At 34.0% G+C, this 25,847-nt stretch carries 21 protein-coding genes; 15 read left to right on the forward strand and 6 right to left on the reverse strand.

Features of this window, described 5'->3' with window-relative positions:
• Nucleotides 1-17 precede the first annotated feature (17 nt).
• The 15 genes from J0383_RS20370 to J0383_RS20440 all read left to right on the forward strand — a co-directional run bounded on the left by J0383_RS20370 (nucleotide 18) and on the right by J0383_RS20440 (nucleotide 20,395).
• Entirely contained in the window at nucleotides 18-3,119 is a 3,102-nt protein-coding gene (locus J0383_RS20370; protein ID WP_207295784.1) for a SusC/RagA family TonB-linked outer membrane protein, read from the forward strand.
• A gap of 12 nt (nucleotides 3,120-3,131) precedes the next feature.
• Nucleotides 3,132-4,805: a RagB/SusD family nutrient uptake outer membrane protein gene (locus tag J0383_RS20375; RefSeq protein WP_207295785.1), complete on the forward strand. Its 1,674-nt coding sequence runs from the start codon at nucleotides 3,132-3,134 to the stop codon at nucleotides 4,803-4,805.
• Between the two features lie 100 nt (nucleotides 4,806-4,905).
• Nucleotides 4,906-5,841 carry an alpha/beta hydrolase gene (locus J0383_RS20380; RefSeq protein WP_207295786.1) on the forward strand — a complete coding sequence of 312 codons (936 nt, stop codon included), beginning with the start codon at nucleotides 4,906-4,908 and terminating at the stop codon, nucleotides 5,839-5,841.
• 11 nt (nucleotides 5,842-5,852) lie between these two features.
• A complete protein-coding gene (locus J0383_RS20385; protein WP_207295787.1) occupies nucleotides 5,853-6,818 on the forward strand; it encodes a DUF4861 family protein in 966 nt (321 codons plus the stop codon).
• On the forward strand, nucleotides 6,818-8,044 hold the full coding sequence (locus J0383_RS20390; RefSeq protein ID WP_207295788.1) for a glycoside hydrolase family 88/105 protein: 1,227 nt from the start codon (nucleotides 6,818-6,820) through the stop codon (nucleotides 8,042-8,044). Before J0383_RS20385 ends, J0383_RS20390 begins: the two co-directional genes overlap by 1 nt.
• A gap of 22 nt (nucleotides 8,045-8,066) precedes the next feature.
• Nucleotides 8,067-9,287 (forward strand): glycoside hydrolase family 88/105 protein, encoded by a 1,221-nt coding sequence (locus J0383_RS20395; RefSeq protein WP_207295789.1) that lies wholly within the window; start codon nucleotides 8,067-8,069, stop codon nucleotides 9,285-9,287.
• A gap of 68 nt (nucleotides 9,288-9,355) precedes the next feature.
• Nucleotides 9,356-10,954 (forward strand): glycoside hydrolase family 43 protein, encoded by a 1,599-nt coding sequence (locus J0383_RS20400; RefSeq protein WP_207295790.1) that lies wholly within the window; start codon nucleotides 9,356-9,358, stop codon nucleotides 10,952-10,954.
• A gap of 160 nt (nucleotides 10,955-11,114) precedes the next feature.
• On the forward strand, nucleotides 11,115-13,115 hold the full coding sequence (pelA, locus tag J0383_RS20405) for a pectate lyase (protein ID WP_207295791.1): 2,001 nt from the start codon (nucleotides 11,115-11,117) through the stop codon (nucleotides 13,113-13,115).
• 8 nt (nucleotides 13,116-13,123) lie between these two features.
• Nucleotides 13,124-14,482, forward strand: coding sequence for a glycoside hydrolase family 28 protein (locus J0383_RS20410; RefSeq protein WP_207295792.1), 1,359 nt, complete (start codon nucleotides 13,124-13,126; stop codon nucleotides 14,480-14,482).
• A gap of 30 nt (nucleotides 14,483-14,512) precedes the next feature.
• Entirely contained in the window at nucleotides 14,513-15,259 is a 747-nt protein-coding gene (locus J0383_RS20415) for a rhamnogalacturonan acetylesterase (protein WP_207295793.1), read from the forward strand.
• 798 nt (nucleotides 15,260-16,057) lie between these two features.
• A complete protein-coding gene (locus tag J0383_RS20420) occupies nucleotides 16,058-16,303 on the forward strand; it encodes a hypothetical protein (RefSeq protein WP_207295794.1) in 246 nt (81 codons plus the stop codon).
• 70 nt (nucleotides 16,304-16,373) lie between these two features.
• Nucleotides 16,374-16,718 (forward strand): hypothetical protein, encoded by a 345-nt coding sequence (locus J0383_RS20425; RefSeq protein WP_207295795.1) that lies wholly within the window; start codon nucleotides 16,374-16,376, stop codon nucleotides 16,716-16,718.
• A 130-nt stretch (nucleotides 16,719-16,848) separates the two neighbouring features.
• Nucleotides 16,849-18,141 (forward strand): DUF4861 domain-containing protein, encoded by a 1,293-nt coding sequence (locus J0383_RS20430; RefSeq protein WP_207295796.1) that lies wholly within the window; start codon nucleotides 16,849-16,851, stop codon nucleotides 18,139-18,141.
• Between the two features lie 398 nt (nucleotides 18,142-18,539).
• Entirely contained in the window at nucleotides 18,540-18,716 is a 177-nt protein-coding gene (locus J0383_RS20435; protein ID WP_012026201.1) for a histone H1, read from the forward strand.
• Between the two features lie 182 nt (nucleotides 18,717-18,898).
• A complete protein-coding gene (locus J0383_RS20440) occupies nucleotides 18,899-20,395 on the forward strand; it encodes a serine hydrolase (protein ID WP_207295797.1) in 1,497 nt (498 codons plus the stop codon).
• A gap of 16 nt (nucleotides 20,396-20,411) precedes the next feature.
• Here the strand turns inward: J0383_RS20440 and J0383_RS20445 are convergent, their stop codons facing one another.
• The 6 genes from J0383_RS20445 to J0383_RS20470 all read right to left on the reverse strand — a co-directional run bounded on the left by J0383_RS20445 (nucleotide 20,412) and on the right by J0383_RS20470 (nucleotide 25,764).
• Nucleotides 20,412-20,852 carry a hypothetical protein gene (locus J0383_RS20445; protein ID WP_207295798.1) on the reverse strand — a complete coding sequence of 147 codons (441 nt, stop codon included), beginning with the start codon at nucleotides 20,850-20,852 and terminating at the stop codon, nucleotides 20,412-20,414.
• A 97-nt stretch (nucleotides 20,853-20,949) separates the two neighbouring features.
• A complete protein-coding gene (locus J0383_RS20450) occupies nucleotides 20,950-21,507 on the reverse strand; it encodes a YceI family protein (RefSeq protein WP_239023116.1) in 558 nt (185 codons plus the stop codon).
• A 5-nt stretch (nucleotides 21,508-21,512) separates the two neighbouring features.
• Nucleotides 21,513-21,905 carry a c-type cytochrome gene (locus J0383_RS20455; RefSeq protein WP_207295800.1) on the reverse strand — a complete coding sequence of 131 codons (393 nt, stop codon included), beginning with the start codon at nucleotides 21,903-21,905 and terminating at the stop codon, nucleotides 21,513-21,515.
• A gap of 22 nt (nucleotides 21,906-21,927) precedes the next feature.
• The gene (locus tag J0383_RS20460) at nucleotides 21,928-22,770 is read right to left on the reverse strand and encodes a DUF5777 family beta-barrel protein (RefSeq protein ID WP_207295801.1); all 843 of its coding nucleotides are present in this window, start codon (nucleotides 22,768-22,770) and stop codon (nucleotides 21,928-21,930) included.
• A gap of 6 nt (nucleotides 22,771-22,776) precedes the next feature.
• Nucleotides 22,777-23,181, reverse strand: a complete 405-nt coding sequence (locus tag J0383_RS20465) for an OB-fold protein (protein WP_207295802.1) — start codon at nucleotides 23,179-23,181, stop codon at nucleotides 22,777-22,779.
• Nucleotides 23,182-23,313: 132 nt separating this feature from the next.
• Nucleotides 23,314-25,764: a TonB-dependent receptor gene (locus tag J0383_RS20470; RefSeq protein WP_239023117.1), complete on the reverse strand. Its 2,451-nt coding sequence runs from the start codon at nucleotides 25,762-25,764 to the stop codon at nucleotides 23,314-23,316.
• Between the last annotated feature and the right edge of the window lie 83 nt (nucleotides 25,765-25,847).

Genomic DNA, 25,847 nt, shown 5'->3' on the forward strand with positions numbered 1-25,847 from the left:
AACCACTTAAACCACTTATGAAGATTAAACAACAATTAAAGAAAGTAAAATACAGTCTTGTATTTTTATTTTTTCTGAATTTTCTGCTGGGCCAGACTGCGAATGCTCAGTCTACCGCAATTGAAGGGAAAATTACAGATGCTACAGGATTATCACTGCCAGGGGTAAACATTCTGGAAAAGGGAACTCAAAATGGAACTTCAACTGATTTTGAGGGAAGTTTTAAAATTAATGTAACCAATAACAAAGCTGTTTTAGTAATCAGTTATTTGGGTTTTCAGACACAAGAAATAAGCGTTGCCGGAAAAACAAAAATTAATGTAAGTCTTGCCGAACAATCCAATTCACTAAACGAAGTAGTAGTGGTAGGATATGGTTCTGTAAAGAAAACCGATCTTACAGGTTCTGTAAGTACTATTAGTGCTGCAACAATTACAGAAAGAAATACCACCAGCGCACTCGAAGCAATTCAAGGAAGCACTCCCGGGGTTCAGATTTCGGCAAGTTCTGGTCGTGCAGGAGACGGATATAAAGTAGTAATTAGAGGAAATAACTCATTAGTAGGATCATCTCCATTATATGTGGTGGATGGCGTTCCTGTTGATAATATTGACTTTCTTAATCCACAGGATATTTCAAGAATGGATGTTTTAAAAGACGCTTCTTCAGCTGCTATATACGGTTCTCGTGGAGCAAGCGGTGTTATTATCGTAACCACAAAAAGCGGTGCCAATGTAAAATCAGGAATCAATGTAACTTTTGATTCTTCTTACGGAACAAAAACGGCAGCCAGAATGCCTAAAATGATGAGCGGAGAAGAATGGTGGAAATTTCATCAAGTGGCTTATATGAGTGCTACTCCAGCCACGCAAACCCCAGCGCAGCTTGCCGCTTTAGCAGGAAATCAAAGTCCGTTATTAGTGGCAAGAGCCAACAACGGTTATAGTTTTGACTGGGCAGATGCCGTTCTTAAACCTGGTATGACGCAGAACAACTATTTAAATGTTACAGGGCGTTCAGATTCTGGATTGAGTTATAACTTAGGATTTGGTGTTCAAAGTGACGAAGGACTTATCGACAATGATTCTACGGATAAATATTCTTTCAAACTCGGATTAAACCATAAAATCAACGACAAATTTACTACAGGAGCCAATATTACTGTTGCACGTGTAAATACACAATTTGGTAGTGATTTAGCGATGCAGGATGCCTTTAGATTAAGCCCGCTTATGTCGCCTTGGGCAATTGATGCTGACGGTAATGAAAAAGTTGGAACATTATTTTTCCTTCCTGGAAAATTAACTTATCCAAATGGTGCGTGGGCGATTAATAAAACAAGTACCGTAAATCCTTTAATGGAAATCGCAAATTCATCGCAAACAGAAAAAACATGGCAGACTGTTGGAAACGTCTTCTTTCAATATCAGCCTTTAAAATGGCTTTCATTCAAAACAACATTTGCAGGAGGTATTGAAAACACCGTTACAAGTGCTTCCTATACTGCACAAACCAATGCGGGTGTTACTTTAAACGGTAAAAACTCAGCATCAATTAAAAACTTCAATAACTTTAATTATACTTGGGATAACCAAATTGATTTAAAACATACTTTTAAAGAAGTCCACGATTTCAGTGTTTTATTATTGCAGAGTTTGTATTCAAATGTTGATGAAACTTCTTATTTGTATTCTAACAATCAGCCTTTTGATGTAGGATCGAATAATATGGGATCAGGAGTTCAAACAAGTTACAACATCAGTTCAGGATATCAAAAGAATACTTTAAGCTCTTATGCCGTTCGTTTAAATTATACTTTTAAAGACAAATACTTATTAACGGCTTCAACACGTTGGGACGGTTCGTCAGTATTATCAGCAGGAAATAAATGGCAGAGTTTTCCATCTGTAGCTTTAGGCTGGAAAATCAGTAAAGAATCTTTCTTGGCAAGCAGTTCTGTAGTTTCAGACTTAAAACTTCGTGCGAGTTTGGGGTATACAGGAAACGACAACGTTGCGCCTTACACTTCTCAGGCGTTGTTAAACCAGCAGACTTTTTATGCAAACGGAGCAAATGTGGTTTCGGGCTGGCAGTCTGAAAATTTAGCCAACCAAAATTTAACATGGGAAAAAACAAGAGAGTTAAACTTTGGTCTTGATTACGGATTTTTAAATAACAGAATTACAGGTAGTGTTGATGTTTACGACAGATTATCGGATAAATTAATTTACAAACAACAGTTACCAGCAGAAACTGGTTGGAAAAATACGTATGCCAATGTAGGTTCAGTGAGCAACAAAGGAGTTGAAGTATTATTAACCACCAAAAATATTAAAGGTGAAAAAGTAAATTGGGAAACTACTTTTACCTTCACTAAAAACGTGAACCGTTTAGAGTCAATTTACAATCAAGATAAGGTAAGTGATATCGGAAATAAATTGATTTTAGGAGCCGAGTTAAACCCAAATTACAACTACGTTTATGATGGTGTTTGGCAGGAAAGTGAAGCAGCGCAGGCAGCTTCTTACGGAATGGCTCCAGGACAGGCAAGACCAAAAGATTTAAACGGAGATGGTAAATTCAATCAAGACGATAGAACTGTAATAGGAAATGCAAATCCTGATTGGCAGGGAAGTTTGTATTCTAAATTAACCGTTGGCAGCTTTGATTTTAATTTCTCAGTTCTTACCAGCCAAGGGCAGACAGTTTTGAGTACATTTCACCAAAACTTTGCCGATGTAAGCGATAGAGGACGTCAGAAATTAGCAATGGATTATTTTATTCCAACAAACGGCGCGGGGATTGCAGCCAATGCCAACAATACAAACCCAAGACCAGGACCTGTAGCAACGGGTGCAGGAGCATATTGGACTTCTTTATTTGGGTATTACAGAGACGTTTCTTACGTGAAAATTAAAAATATATCTTTAGGATACACCTTGAACTCTGAATTATTGAAAAGACTTAAAATCAGTAATTTAAGAATTTATGTAAATGTTTTAGACCCATTTGTATTTACAGATTTTGATGGATATGACCCTGAATGGGCTGGTGCTGCTTTTGGTGTAAATCGTCCGGCATCAGTAACGACGCAGTTGGGATTAAGTGTTAAATTTTAATAAAGGTATAAAATGAAAAAGTTCATTATAGTATTAGGAATCATTGTGGGAACTTTAAGTTCTTGCAGCAATTACATTGAAGAGGAAAGTTTATCAAACGTTCCTGCAGATGGAACTTACAAAACAGCATCAGGTTTTCAATTGCTTGTCAATACAAACTATGCTTGGTTAAAAGGAATTTATGGAGGAAATCCATGGCTTTTTGAAGCGGGAACCGATATGTATGCCGAAGGAAGAACTCCAGAACCTGCAGGTTTGAGTCAGTATACCCTTTTAATTCCATCTTCAACAAATGTCGAAGACTTATACAATTCGTGCTATCAGCTGATTCAATCAGTCAATAAAACCGTTTATTATTCAGCAATTACTGAGCAAACAGCTAATTTGAACACATTGGTAGGAGAGGCAAGATTTTTAAGAGCAAATGCCTATTTTCTATTAGTTCAAACATACGGTGGTGTGCCCATTGTAAACGAAAATATTACAAGCCCAGTTTTATCATTCACCAGAAATACAGCCGAAGAAGTGTATACGCAAATTATTGCAGATTTGGATTTTGCTTTAGCAAATGTGGGAACGACAGCTTACAATACTTCTGGAAAAGTAAACAAAAGAGCAGTAAATGATTTACTGGCAAAAGTATATTTAACACGTGGTTATGAAACATTTGGCAAAGCCGATGATTTTGCAAAAGCAGCCGCTTACGCAGATGCTGCAATTGGCGGACAAGGATTAAATCTTGCTTTTGACCAATTATTCAAACCTGGAAATGATTTAAATGCAGAAACGATTTTCTCAGTTCAGTATGATAAAGCTTCCACAAGTACAGATCCAACAAAGTTAGGGAATAACCAATTTTACTATTTTAGTTCTTATTTAGGAGGAGCCGAAACAGGAGCGCCTTTAAGAAGTTACAATTTATGTCCAACCGATTATGCTTTAGGCTTATATGAAAAAGGAGATAAAAGATGGGATGCCACTTTTATGACAGAAATCCTAGAAGGTCCTGAAACCACAAACGGAGTTACTAAAAATGTTTTATACTATCCGTATTACAGAAGCACAAATCCTGCTTCGTTAAAAGTGAGACATTTTTATGAGCCAAAATGGTTTACGCCAGCAGATAAAGCAGCTTGGATGACTGCAAATGCTTCAAGATTATCATCAACTTTTGTGTATCATCCTTGGGGAGAATATTCTGCAGCTCATTCGTTAATTCAAAACTTAGACTGTTATACAATTCCAGTTAAGAAATTTGACGATCCAGATCCTACAACGCCATCAAGCACAGGTCCCGTAAGCACAAGAGACATTATCATTTCAAGACTAGGAGAAACGTATTTAATCGCAGCTGAAGCGTATTTAAAAGCAGGACAGCCATCAACTGGACTTGATCGTTTAAATGAAGTAAGAAGAAGAGCCGGAGTAGTAAATGCAACAGCAAGTGAGTTCAACATTGATTATATTTTAGATGAAAGAGGAAGAGAATTATTAGGAGAATACAAAAGATGGTTTGATTTAAAACGTACCGGAACACTTGTAGCAAGAGCTTCGGCACACAATTATAAAATTAAGGCAGCCAATTTTGTTGGAGTTGGCGGTCAGTTGAAAATATTAAGACCAATACCACAAACGGCATTGGATTTAAACCAAAACAAAGATTTTCCTCAAAATCCAGGTTATTAGTAATTTGATTAAATTTTGAGAAATTGTTTTTTTGAAGCAGAAAGAAGGAGTTTGGCAAAAAGCCGAACTCCTTTCTTAACTAAAAACTAAATTGAATTTAATGCGAAAAATAGTATTGATTTTAGTATTGCTCACCAGTGTTTTACAAGCACAGGTAACTTACCGTGTAGACACTTCATATACTGTGAAAAGCACATATACGAAATTGATCAAAAAGTATCCGTTTATAACGATTCCTGTTATTACTGAAAATAAAAATGTTGAACAAATATTAAATGTTCCGTATTTCGAAGAAAAACAAAGAACCTTACATCTCGATGCATTTGTAAACAATGCAAAAAAGAAAAATCCTGTTGTGGTTATGATTCATGGCGGAGGCTGGAGATCAGGAAACAAAGACCAAATGAATGCAATGGCACAAGAAATTGCGGGAAAAGGTTTTTCATGTTTCACAATCGAATACCGATTATCGCTTGAAGCAAAATATCCGTATGGAGTTTACGATGTTAAGAATGCTATTAAGTTTATAAAAGATAATGCAAAGAAATTCAAAGTAGATCCAGACAAAATTGCGGTTTTAGGCTGTTCTTCGGGAGGTCAAATGGCAGCTTTGATTGGTACTACAAACGGAAAATCCAATTTTGAAAATCCTTCTTATAAAAGTAGTTCTTCTTCAAAAGTAAATGCGATTATTAATGTAGACGGCGTTTTGGCTTTCAGACATCCCGAATCTTCAGAAGGAGAAATGGCAGCATTCTGGTTAGGAGGTTCTTATGAAGAAAGTACTGAAAACTGGAAAAATGCTTCGGCTTTAAATAATACTGACGGCAATACACCGCCAACATTATTCATCAACAGCAGTATTCCGAGATTTCATGCAGGAAGAGACGATATGATTGCAATTTTAAATCAGCATAAAATTTACAGTGAGGTTCATACATTGGAAAATTCACCTCATTCTTTCTGGTTTTTTCAGCCTTGGTTTAGTCAAACGGTTGATTTTACAGTCAATTTTTTAAACAAGATATTCAAATAATTACCATAAAAATGAAAACAAAAATTACAGTTGCAGCCTTATTTTTAGCAGGTTTAACCTCTATAAATGCTCAGAAATACGATATTAAAACCGCAAAAACATACGCTGAAATTTCGGCAAAAACAGATGGACATTGGGAAGGAAGAAAATACAAAGGCGGAACCGTTTTTAAAAATGTAGACCGCTTAAAATTAGCACCGGAACATACGGATCATTCTTTTGATATTCGTTATGAAGGTCCGGGCTGGGAAAATAACAGAATTGGTTACCGCTTGTATTTAGATTGGAGAAATGCGATTGATATTTTTGGTAAAAAAACATCAGAAAACATTCTTCCTATAGTAGGACAAGATGGTTTTGATTCCTACCATGAAATGAGTGATTGGGGAGCCGATATTTTAAAAGCTGGAAAAGGAATTGGAATTGGTTCAATTGATCGTTATTTAAACAATGAGAAACTGCATTTCCGCGAAGTAGATTCAACTATTGCTACAGTTGCCAATAAAACAAACGAATCTATTGTAAAAGTGAATTACTATGGATGGAAAACTGCTTCTGACAAAATTGATTTTACATCGATATTGACTATTAAGCCAAATCAGCTTTACACAAAACATACTATTCAAGCTTCAAAAGAAATTAAGGGAATCTGTACGGGGATGGTAAAACAAAAAAATACTGAACTGCTTAAAAAAGAAAGCAAAAACAAAAAATGGGCTTATTTAGCAACTTACGGCGTACAGTCTTTAGTTCCAGACAAATTAGGAATGGCTATTTTCTATGAAGTAAATGCAATCGAAAGTATCGCCGACACTGATTTGGATTATCTTTTAGTTTTCAAACCTAGTACAAAAGCAAGTTCTTTTTATTTATTAGGAGCGTGGGAACAAGAGAAAAATGGAATTAAATCGCAAGAAGAATTCGTGAAATATCTGGATGCTCAATTAGAAATTTTGAACAAAAAAGGCAAAATGTAATGTTTTTAAAATCTGTTTTCATAAAAATCAATTTTTCCAAAACAGCTCTTGGTTTGTTTTTGTTTATCAGTAGTTTGTCATTGGCGCAAAATAAAGATAATGCAGAAAAAAATGCAATTCCTGCTCATGCAAAATGGTCGGAGAAAACCGCTTTAACTATTTTAAACAAATATCCAAAAGCGTGGCAGATTGACGGAACTGAGAAACCCAAATGGGATTATAAAATGAGTTTGACTTTGTCTGCTTTTGAGAAATTATATCAGCAAACCAAAGACAAAAAATACCTCAATTACATTAAAGAATATGCAGATGAATTGATCGACAGTAACGGAAACATACTAAAATACGATATCAACGAATACAATATCGATTATGTAAATCCTGGGAAACTGCTGTTCAATTTGTATGAAATAACAAAAGACAAACGTTATCAGACCGTAATTGAGCAATTAAGAAAACAGATTGCAAGTCAGCCGAGAACGCCAAGCGGTGGTTTTTGGCACAAACAAATTTATCCCAATCAAATGTGGATTGATGGTTTGTACATGGCAGAACCTTTTTATACGCAATACACAGTTACGTATGAAAATGGAAAAAGTTTAGATGATATTGCCAAACAATTTGAATTAGCACACGATCATTTAAAGGATTCCAAAACAGGTTTACTGTATCATGCTTGGGATGAGTCAAAAGAAATTGGCTGGGCAAATCGTGAAACAGGAACATCGCCAACAATCTGGAGTAGAGGAATTGGCTGGTACATGATGGCATTGGTGGAAACATTGGATTATTTTCCAAAGAATCATCCCAAACAAAAAGAACTAATAGGATTTTTGAATGAAATTGCACAGAATGCAGTTAAAGCCCAAAGTTCTTCGGGATTATGGTATCAGGTTACTGATAAACCAGAACTACAGGGAAATTTTCTAGAGTCCTCAGGATCAGCAATGATAATCTATGGATTGGCAAAAGGAGTAAACAAAGGATATCTGCCATCATCTTATAAAAAAACAGCACAAAAATCTTTTGATGCCTTTATTAAAGAATTTGTGAAAACGAATGAAAATAATGAAATTACCATTTCAAATGTTTCATCAAATGTTGGTTTAGGTGGAAAACCTTTCCGAGATGGTACAAATGAATATTATGCCAAAAGCAAAACGAAAGATAACAGTTCTCCCGCATTAGCAGCCTTTTTATTAAGTGCCATAGAATTAAAAAAATAGTAGAATTTAAATATATTTTGAAATGAAAAGTAGAAGGAAACAAAGTTTTATGTCGGTTTTATTAGTGTGCGCGCTGGCTTTATCAGGATGTAAAGCAATCTCGCAGGAACCGGCAAAAAAGGGAATCGTGATTTCTAAAGACATGAAATGGTCAGATAAAATGGCTTTGACTTTAATGAAACGCCATCCAGAAAGTTACATGCTGGATGATGCTAAAAAGCCAAAATGGGATTATGTTCATGCCTTGGTTTTACATTCAATTGAGGAATTATACAAGAAAAATCCAGATCCAAGATACAAAGCCTACATAAGAGGTTATGTAGATGAATTGGTGCAGGCTGACGGATCGATTAAAACATACGAATTCGATAAATACAACATCGACTTAGTAGTACCGGGACGTTTGTTATTTGATATTTATGCCGAAACGAAAGATGATAAATATTTAAAAGCAATGCAGTTAGTTCGCAAGCAGTTAGCAGAACAACCACGTACAGCAAGCGGAGGATTCTGGCACAAACAAATTTATCCAAACCAAATGTGGTTAGACGGTTTATATATGGGAGAACCATTCTACGCCCAATACACACTGACATTCGAAAATGGAAAAAGCTTTGATGATATCGCCAAACAGTTTGAATTAATTCAGCTTCACGCTACAGATCCCAAAACAGGATTATTGTATCATGGCTGGGATGAAAGCAAAGAAATGCCTTGGGCCAATAAAGAAACAGGAAACTCTCCAAACTTTTGGTCAAGAGCATTAGGCTGGTATGTGATGGCATTGGTTGATGTTTTAGATTATTTTCCAAAAGAGCACCCCAAAAGACCTAAACTGATTAAATACTTAAACAATGCTTCTGCCGCATTAGCTAAATATCAGGACAAAACTGGATTATGGTATCAGGTAACAGATAAAGCAGGTGGAAAAGACAACTATTTAGAAGCTTCAGGATCGGCCATGTTTGCTTATGCTTTTGCAAAAGGAGCAAATAAAGGATATCTGCCTTCTAAATATAAAAAACTAGCCAACAAAGCTTTTGATGGATTGACTAAAATTTTAATCAAAAAAGTTGATGAAGATGGCGGTATTACTCTAACAAACTGCTGTCAGGTGGCAGGTTTAGGAGGAAATCCATATCGTGACGGTTCTTACGAATATTACGTAAACGAAAGAAAAAAAGACAACGATCCTAAAGCAACGGGACCTTTTATTTTAGCCGCTTTAGAATTGAACAGATAAGATTTTATGGAGTGAAATCCTGACTCTTAAAACTTGTCAGGCTTCACTAAAATCCAAATACTTTTAAAATGAAAAATATAAAAATCATCCTTTTTCTCCTTTCCATTTTCTCAGTACAGAAAAATACCGCACAAGTCTGGACACCTGATAATGGAGACGGAACTTATACAAATCCTATCATTCACGCCGATTATTCAGATCCTGATGTGGTTAGGGTTGGTGACGATTTTTATATGACAGCATCTTCTTTTAACTGTATTCCCGGATTACCAATTTTGCATTCTAAAGACTTGGTAAACTGGAAAATTATAAGTTATGCGCTGCCAAAACAGCCTCCTTTTGAAACGTACAACAAAGTACAGCACGGAAATGGTGTTTGGGCACCAAGCATTACTTTTCATAACAATGAATATTATATTTATTATCCCGATCCTGATTTTGGAATTTATATGATTAAATCCCAAAAAGCCGAAGGACCGTGGTCAGAACCTTTATTAGTGAAATCCGGAACGGGATTAATCGATCCAAGTCCGCTTTGGGATGATGATGGAAAAGCATATCTCGCACATGCCTTTGCCGGAAGCCGTGCGCAGATTAAAAGTTTATTAGTTGTCTGCACGATGAATCCCGAAGGAACAATTGCCAACAATGATGAAGTTATGGTTATTGACGGACATGATGGCGAAGGCACTATTGAAGGACCTAAATTCTACAAACGAAATAACTACTATTACATTTTTGCTCCTGCTGGCGGCGTTTCAACAGGCTGGCAAACTATTTTAAGATCAAAAAATGTATTTGGTCCTTACGAAAAGAAAAAAGTATTAGAACAGGGGTCAACCAAAATAAACGGTCCGCACCAAGGAGCTTGGGTACAAACACAAACTGGAGAAGATTGGTTTATTCATTTTCAGGATAAAGGTGCGTACGGAAGAATTGTGCATTTACAACCAATGAAATGGGAAAAAGATTGGCCGGTAATGGGACAGGATTTTGACAAAAATGGAATTGGAGAACCTGTTACCACATTCAAAAAACCGAATGTTGGTAAAAAATACCCAATTGAAAATCCGGCAACGTCAGATGAATTTAACGAATCAAAGCTTGGACTTCAATGGCAATGGCAAGCCAATTCGCAGATTAATTGGGGATTTCCAACAAGTATGGGATATCTGAATTTATTTTGTGTAAATACGATTTCCGACAGTAAAAAAATCTTTGAAGCTCCGAACCTGCTCTTGCAGAAATTTCCAGCTGAGGAATTTACCGTTACGACTAAATTGACTTTCAATACGCGACTAAATGGAGAAAGTACAGGTTTAATAATCATGGGATTAGATTATAGTTATTTGTTTCTGAAAAATGACAACGGAAAATTATACTTAAACCAGAAAACAGGAACTTTCAATAAAACCGTTTCAGAGACAGAAACAAAACCGATTTTGATTTCAAATACTACTATTTACTTGAGGGTAAAAGTAAAAAAAGGAGGAATCTGCAGTTTCTTTTATAGTTTAGACGATAAAAATTATCAGCCAATTGGAAATGATTTTACTTCGGTTGAAGGAAAATGGATCGGCGCCAAAATGGGACTTTTCGCTTTAAGCGAAAAAGTAACCAATGACTCCGGAAATGTAGCAGTTGATTGGTTTAGAGTGACGAAATAGGTAAAAGTTATGAGTTATGAATTATGAGTTAAAAATTAAAAATTAAAAGTTATCAATGTTGAGGATTGAATAATATTATGATGAAAACATTTAATCCAAACTCATAACTCATAACTCATAACTCATAACCTCTAACCTAACTTCCAAAAAAACATTAAAAATGATTCTATTAAAAAAAGCAGCCTTAATTGTGATAGTGTTTTCGAGTACTGTACTTCAGGCTCAAAACACCTATAAAAGATGGTCAGATATTATTCGTAAAAACGATGCATCTTGGTTTGCTTCAGATGAAGCTAAAAAGATAGCTGAAAATGTACTTTTATATCAAAGAGATATTGGAGGATGGCCTAAAAACATTCCCATGCAGGATGAACTTTCTGCTTCGCAAAAAAATAAACTTCTAGCAGAAAAGAAAACCGCAGCAGAAACCACGACAGACAATGGCGCTACTACTCAGGAAATGTTATTCATGTCCAGAATGTATGCTCAAGTAAAAGACGAACGTTACAAAGATTCTTTTTTAAAAGGATTGAGTTATCTTTTAGAAGCACAATATCCAAATGGAGGATGGCCGCAGTTTTATCCGCTTAAAAAAGGCTATTATACCCATATTACTTATAATGATGATTCGATGACTCGCATTTTGAATGTATTGAAAGAAATCAGTGAAGAAACGGATTTTTATAGCATCAAACCATCAAAAGAAATTGTAGCAAAAACCAAAACGGCCTTTGATAAAGGAATCGACTGTATTTTAAAAACACAATACAAACAAAATGGAGTTTTAACAGGTTGGTGTGCTCAACACGATGAGGTTACATTGCTGCCTGCAAAAGCACGTGCATACGAACTTCCTTCGCTTAGCGGAAAAGAATCCGCAGGAATTGTGATGCTTTTAATGTCAATCGAAAAACCATCACCCGAAATTATAACGGCAGTAAAAAGTGCCTATGCTTGGTTTGAAAAAACTAAAATTACCAATATTAAAGAAGAACCCATTCTAAATGATAAAGGGAAAACCGTCGACAAAAGGATCATTACAGTACAAAATGGATCTCCGGTTTGGGCAAGGTTTATGGAACTCGACACCAACGAACCTTTTTTTTCAGATCGTGACGGAGTTAAGAAAAAATCTTTAAATGATATAGGAAGCGAACGTCGAAATGGCTACGCTTGGTATACAGATGATCCGTTGGATGTATTGAAAAAATATCCAGCTTGGGCCGTAAAAAATGGTACAAAAGTATCAGAAAGTGATAAAAAGGCTGTCGATTATATTACTGTTGCACAAGACGGTTCGGGAGATTTTACAAAAATTCAGGATGCCATATATGCTTCTCCAGCTTTTCCGTATGAAAAAGTAACCATATATGTGAAAAACGGAACTTACAACGAAAAAGTCCGAATCCCAGAATGGAATACGAATGTTATTTTATTAGGCGAAAGCAAAGAAAAAACAATCATCACTTTTGACGATAATTTCTCTAAAATCAGTTTAGGCAGAAACAGCACATTTTATACTTATACCCTTTTGGTAGAAGCAAATGATGTCACAGTCTCTAACCTGACCATTAAAAATGCTTCGGGCGATCGCGGACAGGGGATTGCTTTATCAGTTACAGCCAATCGTGTAAAAGTTGTGAATTGTAACTTGTTAGGAAACCAAGATACTTTATATCTGTCAGGACAAAATGCCAAACAATATTTCAAAGACTGTTATATTGAAGGTACAACCGATTTTATTTTTGGAGGAGCAACAGCGTTATTCGAAAATTGCGAAATTCACAGTATTAAAAGTTCATACATAACCGCAGCTTCAACACCGCAGGGAACAGAATTTGGATTTGTTTTTAAGAACTGTAAACTAACAGCAGATCCATCAGCAAATGCAGTATATTTAGGAAGACCTTGGCGTATTTATGCTAAAACAGTATTTCTAAACTGTGAAATAGGAAAACAAATAAAACTGGAAGGCTGGGAAAATTGGTCAAAACCAGAAGCTGAAAAGAATGCTTTTTACGCTGAATACAATTGCAGTGGAGAAGGATTTCAACCTACAAAAAGAGTATCATGGTCACACCAGTTAAAGAAATCCGAAGCTGAAAAATATACTGCAGAAACTATTTTAAAAGACACAATACCTAATTGGTATTCAAAATAAACTAGATTATGAATACAAAGTTTTTTCTTTTTCTATGGATGATTTCTTGTACTGCTTTTGCACAAAATTCAGAATTTCCAGTATCGAAAGTAGATTCAATTGTAAAGCGAATTCAATTGCCCGTTTTTCCTTCTTATCAAATCAATATCAGTAAACTGGGAGCAAAGGGAGATTCTGTTAGTAATAACAAAGCCATTTTTGATAAAGCAATGGCTTTGTGCAAAAAGAATAACGGCGGAACGATCATTGTTCCTAAAGGAATTTACAAAATAAACGGTCCTATTCATTTTGTGAGCAATGTAAAACTAAAACTTGAAAAAGGAGCTAGAATTAAATTTAGTGACAACCCTAAAGATTATCTTCCAATGGTTTTAACAAGTTGGGAAGGGACCATGCTTTACAATTACAGTCCCTTGATTTATGCTTATGACTGCACTAATATTGCCATTACTGGAGAAGGAACAATTGATGGAGCAGGAGGAAACATTTGGAAAAGTTTTAAAGCAAAAGAAACTGAGGGAAAAAATCGTAGCCGAGATATGAATCATAACAATGTACCTTTAAAAGACAGAAAGTTTGGGGAAGGTTATTTCCTGCGTCCACAAATGATTCAGTTTTTTAATTGTAAAAATATAGTAGTTGAAGGCGTCCGGATTGAAAATTCGCCATTCTGGTGTCTGCATCTTTTAAAATCTCAAAGCATTACAATTAAAGGTATAAGTTATAAATCTCTTAATCATAATAATGACGGAATCGATCCAGAGTATGCAAAAGATGTTTTAATCGAAAACGTAAATTTCGATAACGGAGATGATAATGTAGCCATAAAAGCAGGAAGAGATCATGAAGGAAGAGCCAATACTGCTACTCCAAGTGAAAATATTATTATTAGAAACTGCAATTTCAAAGGACTGCATGGAGTTGTGATTGGCAGCGAAATGTCGGCAGGCGTGCAGAACGTTTTTGTTGAAAACTGTAAAACAAATGGTTATTTGAAAAGAGGAATTTACCTAAAAACTAATGCAGACCGAGGCGGTTATATCAAGAATGTCTTTGTTAGAAATATTAAATTGGATGAGGTTGAAGATTGCTTATACATTACAGCCAATTATCACGGAGAAGGAAACGGATACCAATCGGACATTTCGAATATACATTTTGCATCTATAAGCTGTAACAAAGCCTCTGAATCGGGAATTGTAATTCAAGGATTTCCAGATAAAAAAATCAAAAACATTACTTTAAAAAATATTGAAATCAAGGAAGCTAAAAATGCCCTGTCAAATGAAAATGCGGATAATGTATTAATGACAGATGTTTTTATCGGTAAAAGGGCAGGAGTTCCTACAGCGGTTTCTAAGAATTAACAATGTTTAAAAGTTTAAAATAGGACAATAATGAAAAAATACATTTTACTTTTCACCCTGCTGGCATTAAACTGTTTTGCACAAAAAACAACTTTGTATTGTATTGGCGATTCAACAATGGCGAATAAAAAAGATCCTGAAAAGAATCCAGAACATGGATGGGCACAAGTTTTACAACCATTCTTTACAGATAATATAGTGGTTGTAAATAAAGCTGTAAATGGAAGAAGTACCAAAAGCTTTATAAACGAAAACCGTTGGGATTCTATTTATAAAAAACTAAAAAAAGGAGATTATGTTTTTATTGAATTCGGACATAACGATGAAAAAATCGAAGACCCTAGCCGTTATACTAATCCGCATACAGCATACCGATACAATTTAATTCGTTTTGTAAATGAAAGTAGAGAAAAAGGCGCAATTCCTATTTTGCTGACTTCTATTGCCAGACGAAATTTCAATGAAAAAGGAGTTTTGATTCCCACACATGGCGATTATCCATTAGAAACCCGTTTAGTAGCACAAGAATATAAAGTACCTTTTATTGATTTAGAATATTATACAGAACAACTGGAACAATCTTATGGTCCAGATAAATCGAAAGAATTGCATTTACACTTTAAGGCTGGAGAAAATCCGTATTACGATAAAGACAAAGCCGATGATACACATCTTTCTTTAAAAGGAGCAACAGAAATTGCACAAATTGTAATCAACCAATTGAAGAGCCTGAATGATTCTTCCTTAGATAAATTAAGAAAAAACATAAGATTTTAGTCTTAAAATACAATTTTTAAAACTTTTAGAGGCACTATCGTAGTAATACAAATAAGATCTTTGCAGAAGAAATTTTGATTTGACTATTTAATTGATTTTAAAATGGTCTTTTCGTTTTCTTGATAAAGATTTAGGTTTATTAGTAAAAGAGAGAACAATTGTTCTCTCTTTTTTTTTGACATATAATCAGAATATAAGTTTTTATGTCTTATTGTAATACTTTAATAACTTTTAGGGGATGTCTTGGTGTTTTATATATACGATTTTTGTCAATGAATCTTTATAGTAATAATGTTCGGGGCTTTATTACTGGTTTTTCAAATTCCATCAAATTTTTTTGAAACTGAAAAGAGAGAACTTAGTTCTCTCTTTTTTATTTTATAAAATTCAACTGCACATAAGATATTTTTTAAATAATTTATTAGCTGGTTCGTATTTTAATTCTTTCCAGTCTTAAATAAAAGATCCAAATTTCTCTGGATAACACCTCTAAACCCCATAATTTGTACGTATACAGATGTTTTAAATGGTAATTATTATCAATTATTAAACGGTTGCACTAATAATTTCATCAAAATCATTTTTTAAAATAATGTCTTAAGTTATTAGTTTAAAAACTTTTTAGGGCAAAAAAAATAAGATAACCGCAAGAACTTTGCACTGTGAAGTTAAGGATAAGTAAGTTGTTTTAAAAAGAGCTTTAATACATTGATTTACAATTAGAATGTATGGCTTGATTTTGTTGAAAACGAGATTTGTTTATTCTTAAAAATAACTAAATAATTAATAATAAATATTATGAAGAATAGATTACTTCCTTTATTTTTAGTTTTAGGTGCTTATTCTGCCTACTCACAGGTTGGAGTAGGGAAGTTGGATCCGAATCCATCTTCGCAATTAGAAGTTTTTGCTGAGGATAGAGGTATTTTAATTCCAAGAGTAAAGTTGAAAAATTCAACGGATAAAACTACAGTTATCAATGGAAGCAGTGGTTATGAAAACAGTTTAATGGTTTTTAATACTGAGCTTATAGCTCGACAATAAAGGCGTTTTTCTGAAAATGTTTAAAAGAAAATTTAAAAATGAATTTGAATTTTCAGAAGATTCTTTTTTGTTGAAAGATGAAGAAAAAGCAAAAGAATTTGATCATTCAATATTTGTGGTGTATGATAAATCGGAATTAATTGATTTTCTGAAATTAGATTATAAAGGACGTAATTTTTTATTATGTCTCTTTGACAAACAATTACAAGTTAAGCTTTCGATATTTGATGAAATCAAGAATTTTAATTTAATCGATGCATCAAAAACTAGAGCGGAAGTTTTTAAAGATTTAAAATTATACTTTAAGAAAAAAACAGATTCGGCAACGAAGTTTCCGGATATGAACTTTTTGAATTTTAAAAATAAAGAAATGCCAGATGATGATTTTCAAAAGGCTTTATTTTTTATGATTTGATTTAATTGATTAGTTAGAAAACGGATAATAGTATTATCCGTTTTTTTTGTTTTCTAACAAAATTTCCTGCCAGAGTTTTTCCGTTTCGATTAAATCAGTAAATTGAACTTAAAATGAAAATAATAGAATAATGAAAAGTAAAATTAGACATTATGTTCCTCTTGCAATCTCTATATTTACCTTTGCAGGCTGCTATGCACAGAAAAAATCAAATGGAAATACTATTGTTTTAAAAAATAGTTCTGCAATTGAATTATCTCAGAAATCGGTTTCTATCAAACGAAATCAGCTTTCTTTAAAAAATGATTCAGGTAAATATCCCATTTTAATCAATAAAAAAGACACAATTCCTGCTCAGGTTAACGATCTGGACGGAGATGGAAAATGGGACGAACTTTTTTTAGTAACTGATTTTGCTCCAAATGAAACTAAAACCGCGGTATTAAGCTGGTCAGATAAAGAGCCTAAATTTACAATTAGGACCAGTGTACGTTTTGGAAAAAGAGAAGGTAAAAATCTTCCTGTGCATCCTGATACGCAGGAAATACTGTTAGCGAATCAGGTTCATAAAAAATTAGGCTATCAAAAATACCAAACTGATGGACCAAGCTGGGAAAATGATAAAGTTGGCTTTAGGCATTATCTTGATGGAAGAAATTGTAAAGATGTTTTCGGGAAAAAAATACCTGGAATCACACCAGAGGATGTCGGTATAAATAGTAATGGCGCTGTAGAAGATAATTATCATGTAATGCACGAGTGGGGAAGAGATATATTTCCTGTTGGAAGTTCTGCTGGATTAGGCGGTTTTGCATTACTAACGGCAGACAATAAAATAAACAGGTTGGGAATTTTGGCTAATGATACCATAAATAATATCGAAAAAACAACTTTTAAAATTGTAAGCGAAGGTCCGGTCAATTCTGTTTTACATTATGAATATGAAAACTGGCTGGTATCGGGAAATAAATATCAGGCAAACGAAACCGCTTCTATATGGCCGGGAATGTATGGTTATAAAAATACGGTTTCGGTAAATGGTTTAAAGAATGATGATACACTCCTTATTACACTTTCAAATATTAACAATCAAAATCCATTGCAGGTAATCGATTCTGGCGATTTCGTATGTTTTATTCAGCACGATAAATTAACGTATGAACGTCAGTGGATTTTAGGTACAGCCGTAATTATTCCGAAAAAAGATTATAAAGGATATATAGAAGCTCCAAAAACCGGTCAGCTGACTGATTCTTATTTGATAAAAATGAAAGTCAAAAATAATCAAGAAGTAAACTATTATCCAATTGCTGGCTGGGAGCTAAGCGCTGATCCCGGTTTTAAAGATTCGGCTTATTTTACGACTTATGTAACAAATTTAGCAAAGCAATTATCCGCTAAAATTAAAGTTGAAGTGAAATAATACTGATTTAGAAAAACAAATATTGATAAAAGCGTAATAAATGATAGGGAATTTGGGTGCGCTGCGGGTAAATAAATAATGAATCGAGTAATTTTTCCGCACATTCTCAATAGGGTAAAAGTTTTTTTAAGCCAAAATCCTATGTTTTGATAAAAAATAAAACGTTAAAATAAAATTTTTTAGGTCACTTTTGAAGTGCTTCAATCAAAGGTTAAGAAAATATTTTGATAGTAAATGTCTGAATAATAACTTGTTGTAAAGAGGCTGTTTTTGAAATATGCTAATGTAATTTTAAAGTTAATTTTTCTCTTAAAAAACATTGACAATTTTTAACAGCAAATATGTTGTAACTACCAATCAAACTTCTATTTTTGCGCCTTAATTTAATAATTATAAGCATGAAAGATCTATTAGTAAAAATCAACGCCGAAATTGAAACATTCAAGGCAGAAGCTGAATCTTTAACTGAAAAAGGTATTAAAGCTGCAGGACCAAGAGCACGTAAAGCTACTTTAGAAATCGAAAAACTTTTAAAAGAGTTCAGAAAAGTTTCTATCGAAGAATCAAAAAAATAATACAATTAAACCTCGTCCAACTGACGAGGTTTTTTTTTGCTCTGTATTTTTGTATTTCCATCAAATTACATAAGATGAAAAACCAGCAGTAGGAGAAAATTAATAAATTAGGGATAAGGCTAATTTCGTTCAATTTTATATAAAAAGATGCGGGTAATTTTGTTCTATAAACAACATTAATTATGATAAAATTATTCTTTTTGATTGTATGGACATTTAGCAGCTTTTCGAATGTATTTGCTCAGGAAAAATCTGTCCGTATCGATAGTCTGCTCCAGTCAGCTGTTCAGCGTGGTATGTTTAACGGAGTACTATTGGCTGCTCAAGATGGCAGAATTATGTATGAAAAGGCTTTTGGTTATGCTGATTTTGGGCAAAAAAAAGCTAATACCATAGAAACTGGTTTTGAATTGGCTTCGGTTTCAAAAGTATTTACGGCAGTTGCTATTCTTCAGTTGAAAGACAAAGGAAAGTTAAAGTTTGATGATCCTTTTAGTTTGTATTATCCTGATTTTCCATACAAAACAGTTACAATACGTCAGCTGCTTTCGCATACTTCGGGCATTTCAGATCAGGATATTGAAAATCAAAAAGCAGAAATTCCTTTTAAAGATACGTACACCAATCAGGAACTGGTAACATTTTTATCCCAACACACTTTTAAATTTAAATTATCGCCAAATGAGAAATGGTGGTACAGCAACACTGGATATGCTTTATTGGCGGCACTAGTTGAAAAGTTATCAGGAAAAACGTTTGATGTTTACCTTCAAAAAGAAATCTTTAAGAAAGCGGGAATGAAACATACTTATCTTAAATCGGATTTTTTGAATACTAAACCGAATTTCCCAGAAACTTCTAATTACGATTATCCTAAACGCTATATCTCGGAACGAGAGAAAATGGAAGGCAGTAAAAGTTATTATCATACTGCCAGTTATGGCGCCAGCAATGTAGTAAGTACAGTACATGATTTATTATTATTCGATAATGCGCTATACAATACTACATTGGTGAACCAAAGTACACTGAAAGAAGCATATCAATCTACAATATTGAAGAATGGTGAAAAGAATTATGTCTGGATCAATATTGGAGGAATGGGAAAGGCATATGATGGTTTGGGCTGGTTTTTGTTTGATGATGAATCTGCTGGAAAAACAGTGTGGCATACGGGTGGAATGCCCGGTTGTGTTACGATATTACTTCGGAATGTAGTAAAGAAACAAACCGTTGTATTACTGGATAATGTAAACAGCGAAGGAGTGTATTTAACCGCTTTTAACACACTAAATATTTTAAATAATCAGCCGCTTCTGCCAGTGCGTAAATCTTTTTCAAAAGCGTATGGAAAAATACTCATGAAAGATGGGGATGAAGCTGCAGATTTATTTTTGATTGAAAATCGTACTCGTAAAAATCTGTATTCAATTTCTGAAAACGACCTGAATAATTTAGGTTATGATTTTCTTTCAGATAAATTGTATTCACAAGCTTTGAAGGTATTTAAAACCAATATTGTACTTTTTCCTGAAAGTGATAATACCTACAACAGTTATGGAGAAGCATTATATAAAATAGGAAAAAAGGACGAAGCCCTGCAAATGTTTAGGAAATCTTTGGAAATAAATCCTGAAAATGAGGACTCAATAAAGGCAATTGAAGATTTTACCAAATAAAAATATCAAGTTATTTTTAATATAAAAATTTCAAATTCCAATTGATATTGTGATTCATTGACGAAGGACGAGAATTAAAGTGCTGCAGAATTTTTTTTGGGGTAACAATAACTTCTTTTTGAATCTGGTCAAACCATTGTATTTCTTTGGTTACTTCGGCACAGCATTCATTTTTTGCATTAAAAAAAGAACTTTTGATTTTGATTTTATCATCAATTTGACAGTGCTTCATTTCAATTAAAAATGACTCGGTAAACATAAGGTTTTTATAGCAGATGAATTCATTATTTTCTTCTACAAAGCCCAAATGTAAAGCATTTAATTTCTCTTTTGAAATACCATTATTAAATAAAAAGTGGTACCATAATTTAAGCGTGTAGGAAGTATAAGCGATGGTTTCCATTACCATACTATCATTTACATCTTCGCCTGTAACGGTGTAATTTTTGCAGATCATTTTTGAATTCAGTTTAGGTTAGTAATAAAAAGAGGCCGGCTAAGTATGAAACCGGCCTCATAATAAATGTCCAATGAATTTCTTAATCAGAAGACATTTATTTAGTCAGTAAAAAGTTGTAATCGATTTTGACTTTGTCAGCAATTTTCTTTCTCACTAAACTTGGTATTTCAATACCGTAATCTTCAGGTTTTGCTTCAAATGAACCAATCATATTCACGCCTCCATTTGCAGCTTTTGAAATTTTTACCGTTACGGTTACAGGTTTTGTTTTTCCGTGAATCGTCAAGTCGCCTTTTAAGGTGAAGTTTTTTGGTGTATTTGAGATTTTAGAAATGTCAAAATCTTCAATTTTGCCTTTTAAGGTTGCTTTCGAAAACTTTTCAGATTCCATGTAATTTTCATTGAAATGCTCTTCCATCAAAGCGACTTTAAAGCGAAATCCTTTTATAAGCACCAGCGAAGCAAAATCTCCAGTTGACTGCTCTAATACGGCCGATACACTTTTGTTTTCTGCAGCCACTTCTTCATAAGAAGGCATCGAAGCCTGAAATTTAATACTGCCTGTTTTAGTTATTAGTTTTTGTGCCGAAACATTGGTATTTATACTCAAAAACACAAGCAGTATTAAATAGATGATATATGACTTTTTCATATTGATTAATTTTCTTTTAGTCCGTCTGTATTCCATTTTACAATTACGTCAATATTTGCTTGAGACATTCTCCCGCCTTGCGGCATAATACCTTGTTGTCCATTCTGCAGCTGAATTCTAGTAAGTAAACCCGCTGTTTCTACGGCTGCTTTTACTTCGGCATAAGTAGTTAAAGGTCTAAAAGCAGCTGTTCTTCCAGCTTGATGGCATGATACACAATTAGAAGTAATAATTGCTTTTACATTTTTATCATAGGTAACTGCAGTTGCTGGTTCTGAAGGATTTCCGGTTCCAGGATTTCCGGGATTAGTTGGTGTCTCGATATCTTGATACGTGTCAGAATCGCTGCAGCTTGCAAATACAGCCATTAAAATAGAAAGTGCTAATACTTTTTTCATAGTTTGTTTTTTTATTGGTTAATTAAAATACTCGATATAAGTTAAATCCGAAGAAGAAATCTCCTTTGCCCCAGTCGCCCGCTGCATTTGTTACATATCCGCTTTCGTTCATAGCCTGCGAATTGGTAAATATCAGCTGAAATACGTGTCCGCCCGTTTCAATATCAAGACCTACAGATAATGGGTTTTTGTAAAAATCTGGTTTGTCAAAATTGTGCATGTATTCTAAGTTGACAGATAATCGTTTGGTGATTTTATAGCGTCCGCCGCCTCCAAAAGAAAACTGATTATCTCTTTCAATATCAGGATTGTAAAGGTTTTTATGAATGAATGACGGCACTAACTCGAATGAAAGTTTTTCAGTGAATTTTCTAGAGATTAATAACTGTTGTACATAGGTTAAGCGATGTTTAAATTCTAAACCTGGATATTGATCTTTTTCTAAAAAAGAATTAATATCTGCAACGCTGTACCCAACAATGTCTACAGGAAAATGATCGTCCTGCCTTGCCAAACGGTATTTCAAACCAGTTTCATACATTTTATTTAGAGTATGTCGTGAAAGACTCACAGAAAGCCAGTCCGTTACACCATAAATTCCACCCAATTTTGTAGTGGCATTATCAAGACCAAAAAAACTGTCAAAACCATCTTTTACAGTTCCAAAGCGGTGTGAGACTACAAAATAAAATTCTTTTTTGGCAGCCATTTTTGTCGATTGTAAGGTTACGATTTGTAAAGCTTTAAAAGCTGTTACCGGTGTTTTTCCGTCTACCTGTGTAGAATCAAGGCTGTTTAATAAATCATCCTGCGAATAAGCCATAGAAGCCAGGAAAAGGCATAGAGGCACTAGAAATTTCTTCATAAATAGTTAATTATTTGGTTTGTTAATCGTGCATTGATCTAGTTTAATTTCTTGAAACAGTTCGTCGTAACCAATGCATTTGCCTTTAACGACTGCATTAGTGTTTAATAAATTATGTTTTAGTTTTTGATTGAAAAGACAGAAAACACTGCTTTGGAGTATGATAACAGAATCTGTTTCTTTAGTTACAGTTCCTTTTATTTCGATAGTTTTATTGAGGTACTGTAAATCTGCTTTTTTAGGATCAGAATTATAATCATCAATCAATTGTGAGGCGGTGATGCTTATCTCTGGATTTTCTGATTCTATATTACGTGCTTCCTTAAATAGAAAGCCGTAATAAAAATAAATACCACCAGCGACAATTATCAGCAGGGCTGTCATTAATAAGGCTGTTTTTTTTCTTTTCATTTCTATTCTTTTTGATAGGGTTTAATAGTAAAACAGCTTTGATGCAGATTACCCTACCAAAGAATTGTGATTTTGTAAAAAAAAAGATAAAAAAGTAAAGAAAGGATTGTTATGTCCTTTGTTATTAAGGAGTTATAATGAAACCCTAAAGCTCATATTTGGAGTTCTCTGCAGGGCAAAAGTTTCAACTTCTTCTATAGAATTCGTCAGTGAGCTAATTCGGTAGTATTCGCCGATTTCGTTTTTTCGGTTTAAAATATTCAGAATTGAGATTCCTATTTTGTATTGAATGCCTTTAACACTTTCCCATTTATAAGTCGAAGAAAGATTAACCTGTGAAAAGACATGTAAATTGGTGTTGTTTGGTTTGTGATACACTAGTACAGGATCTGAAAAATCAATTTGAGAAACGTCTGGAGAAGTTATTGGTTTACCCGAAGTCCATTTGGTTCCTAATGCAATTTTGAAATTGTTTTTCTCATACATTACCGCCCACGAAACCGTGTGGATTAATTCAAAATTGTTTGGAAATCGTTGAAATTCATAATTAGGAAAATCGTAATTATTATTGTTGAACGTATAACTAAACCAAGTTAGAAAATGATTCATTTTTTTCTGAACCAAGATTTCCGTTCCCAGAACTTCATAATCTCCTGTGGTGCGTACAAATTCCAATTGGTTTTGAAATCCCTGACTAGAAGTTGTAATTCCGTTTACTCTTTTATAAAAGTTTTCAATATCCAGCAGCCAGTCATTTTTCTTATAAAATAAACTTAAAGACAATTGTTTGCTTCTTTGAATAGGAATTGAAGTATTGTTAGCTATAATCCAGCGCCTTTTTTCAATTCCGAAATAATCTTTCTGTAAATCAATTATCTGCTGTGAATTTTGGCTTTTAAGTTCGCCTAAAAGTTCAAAATGAAGGTTTTTGTTAATACCGTAATTGAATTGAATTCGCGGCTCAATAATAAACTTTTTAAAGTTTTCGATGTAATTCAATCGTGTGCCAGCTTTGAAATAAATCCTGCTGATGGTATCATTGTATTTTCCTTCAACAATAACAGCGTGGGTTCTTAAAACATCTTTTACTTTGCGGAAAAAATCAGGATTGCTGACACGCTCTAGATTCGTAACGCCAATTTCATTAAACTGATAACCATCGTTTAAACTGAATTTAGAATTAAGAATATGCTGGTTTTCTAAATTAATTCCGTTGTTGTTAACCGTGTTTTCTTGAATAACAAGCTGGTTTCCAATGCTGGTTCTTTGATTTCCCAGTAGTTCGTATGCGGAATTGTAAATGTTGATTTTTGTGGTATTAAAACTATTCCAGTTTCTTTTCCATGATAAATTACCGCCATAATTCTGCTGGCGTAAAGTATTGTTTTCAGATCGGTATATGTCGTATGCCGTTGCACTCTGGAAAACTTCCAGATTGTCCTGAATCGTTATTAAATCAAGAATTATTTGATCTTTGTCGCCAATTTTTTGAGCGTATTTAAAAGTCGCATCATAAAAACCAAACTGTTTGTCGCTTTGATAATCGACATTTTGATTTTGTGCAAAATCAGTGATTGTAGTGTTTTGGAACACTTTATTGAAATATTCTTTATAAGTAGGAGTTTCTACAAAATCTGTAATAGATTTACGTGCCGAGATTTCGATAAAACTCTTTTTGGAAAGATTGTATTTTCCATAAACATCGGCGTTAATCATATTTATTCCGGCACCAAAACTGTTTTTTTCGGTTGTTTCTGGAGTAGAAGAAATGTCAACTACGCTCGATACGCTTTCGCCGAAAAAAGCCGAACTTCCATTTTTGTAAATTGAAATAGTATGCGCTAAATTGGGATTAAAAACCGAGATTAAACCAAAGAAATGTCCAGTTTGGAACATTCGGATTCCGTTCCATAAAAATAGATTTTGATCGTGCGTGCCTCCGCGGACATTAATGCTCGAAACACTTTCGTCAATACTGTTTACGCCGGGAATCTGCTGCATTGCCTGAAGTGCATCAGGCTCGATAAGTCCGGGAAGGATTCCGAATTTTTTCGGTTTAATTTCAAATGAACCGTCTGTGTTTTTAGAAATACCCGAAGCAAGAATAGCACTGGCTTTGATTTCTTTTAGTTCTGTAATTTCAGGTTCTAGTACAATCTGAAAACAATTTTTAGGATCAGAATTATCAGCAGAAACTCTTTTAGATAGAAATCCAATGTGGCTCACTAAAAGCGTATTTGTATTCGTTTTGATACATTCAAAATATCCATTGTAATCCGTTTTAACCTGCGCTTTGTTGTTTAAACTTATATTGGCATTTTCAATAGGTTTTTTATCTGTGGCAGAAAAAACATATCCGCAGATTTTTTGAGTTAACTCTTTATTTTTATGAATATTGATGAATTTGTTGTCAATATTTTCAAATGACAAATTGGTGCTTTGGGTGAGATACTCCAATTTCTGATCTAACGAAAGTGACCTCTTTGGCGGCATTAACTGCAATCCAGCAATGTTTTCTTCAAGATAATTAAAGCTAACCTGATGCTGCTGTTCAATATCAATTATAATTTTATTCAAAGACACAGCTTTTCCTTTGTCCTGACCCAATAAATTGAGGACATAGAAAAAGAGGCAAAACAAAAAATGATATTGTTTGGGGAGCAACA

The sequence above is a fragment of the Flavobacterium endoglycinae genome, assembly GCF_017352115.1.
In the GTDB taxonomy this organism is placed as follows: domain Bacteria; phylum Bacteroidota; class Bacteroidia; order Flavobacteriales; family Flavobacteriaceae; genus Flavobacterium; species Flavobacterium endoglycinae.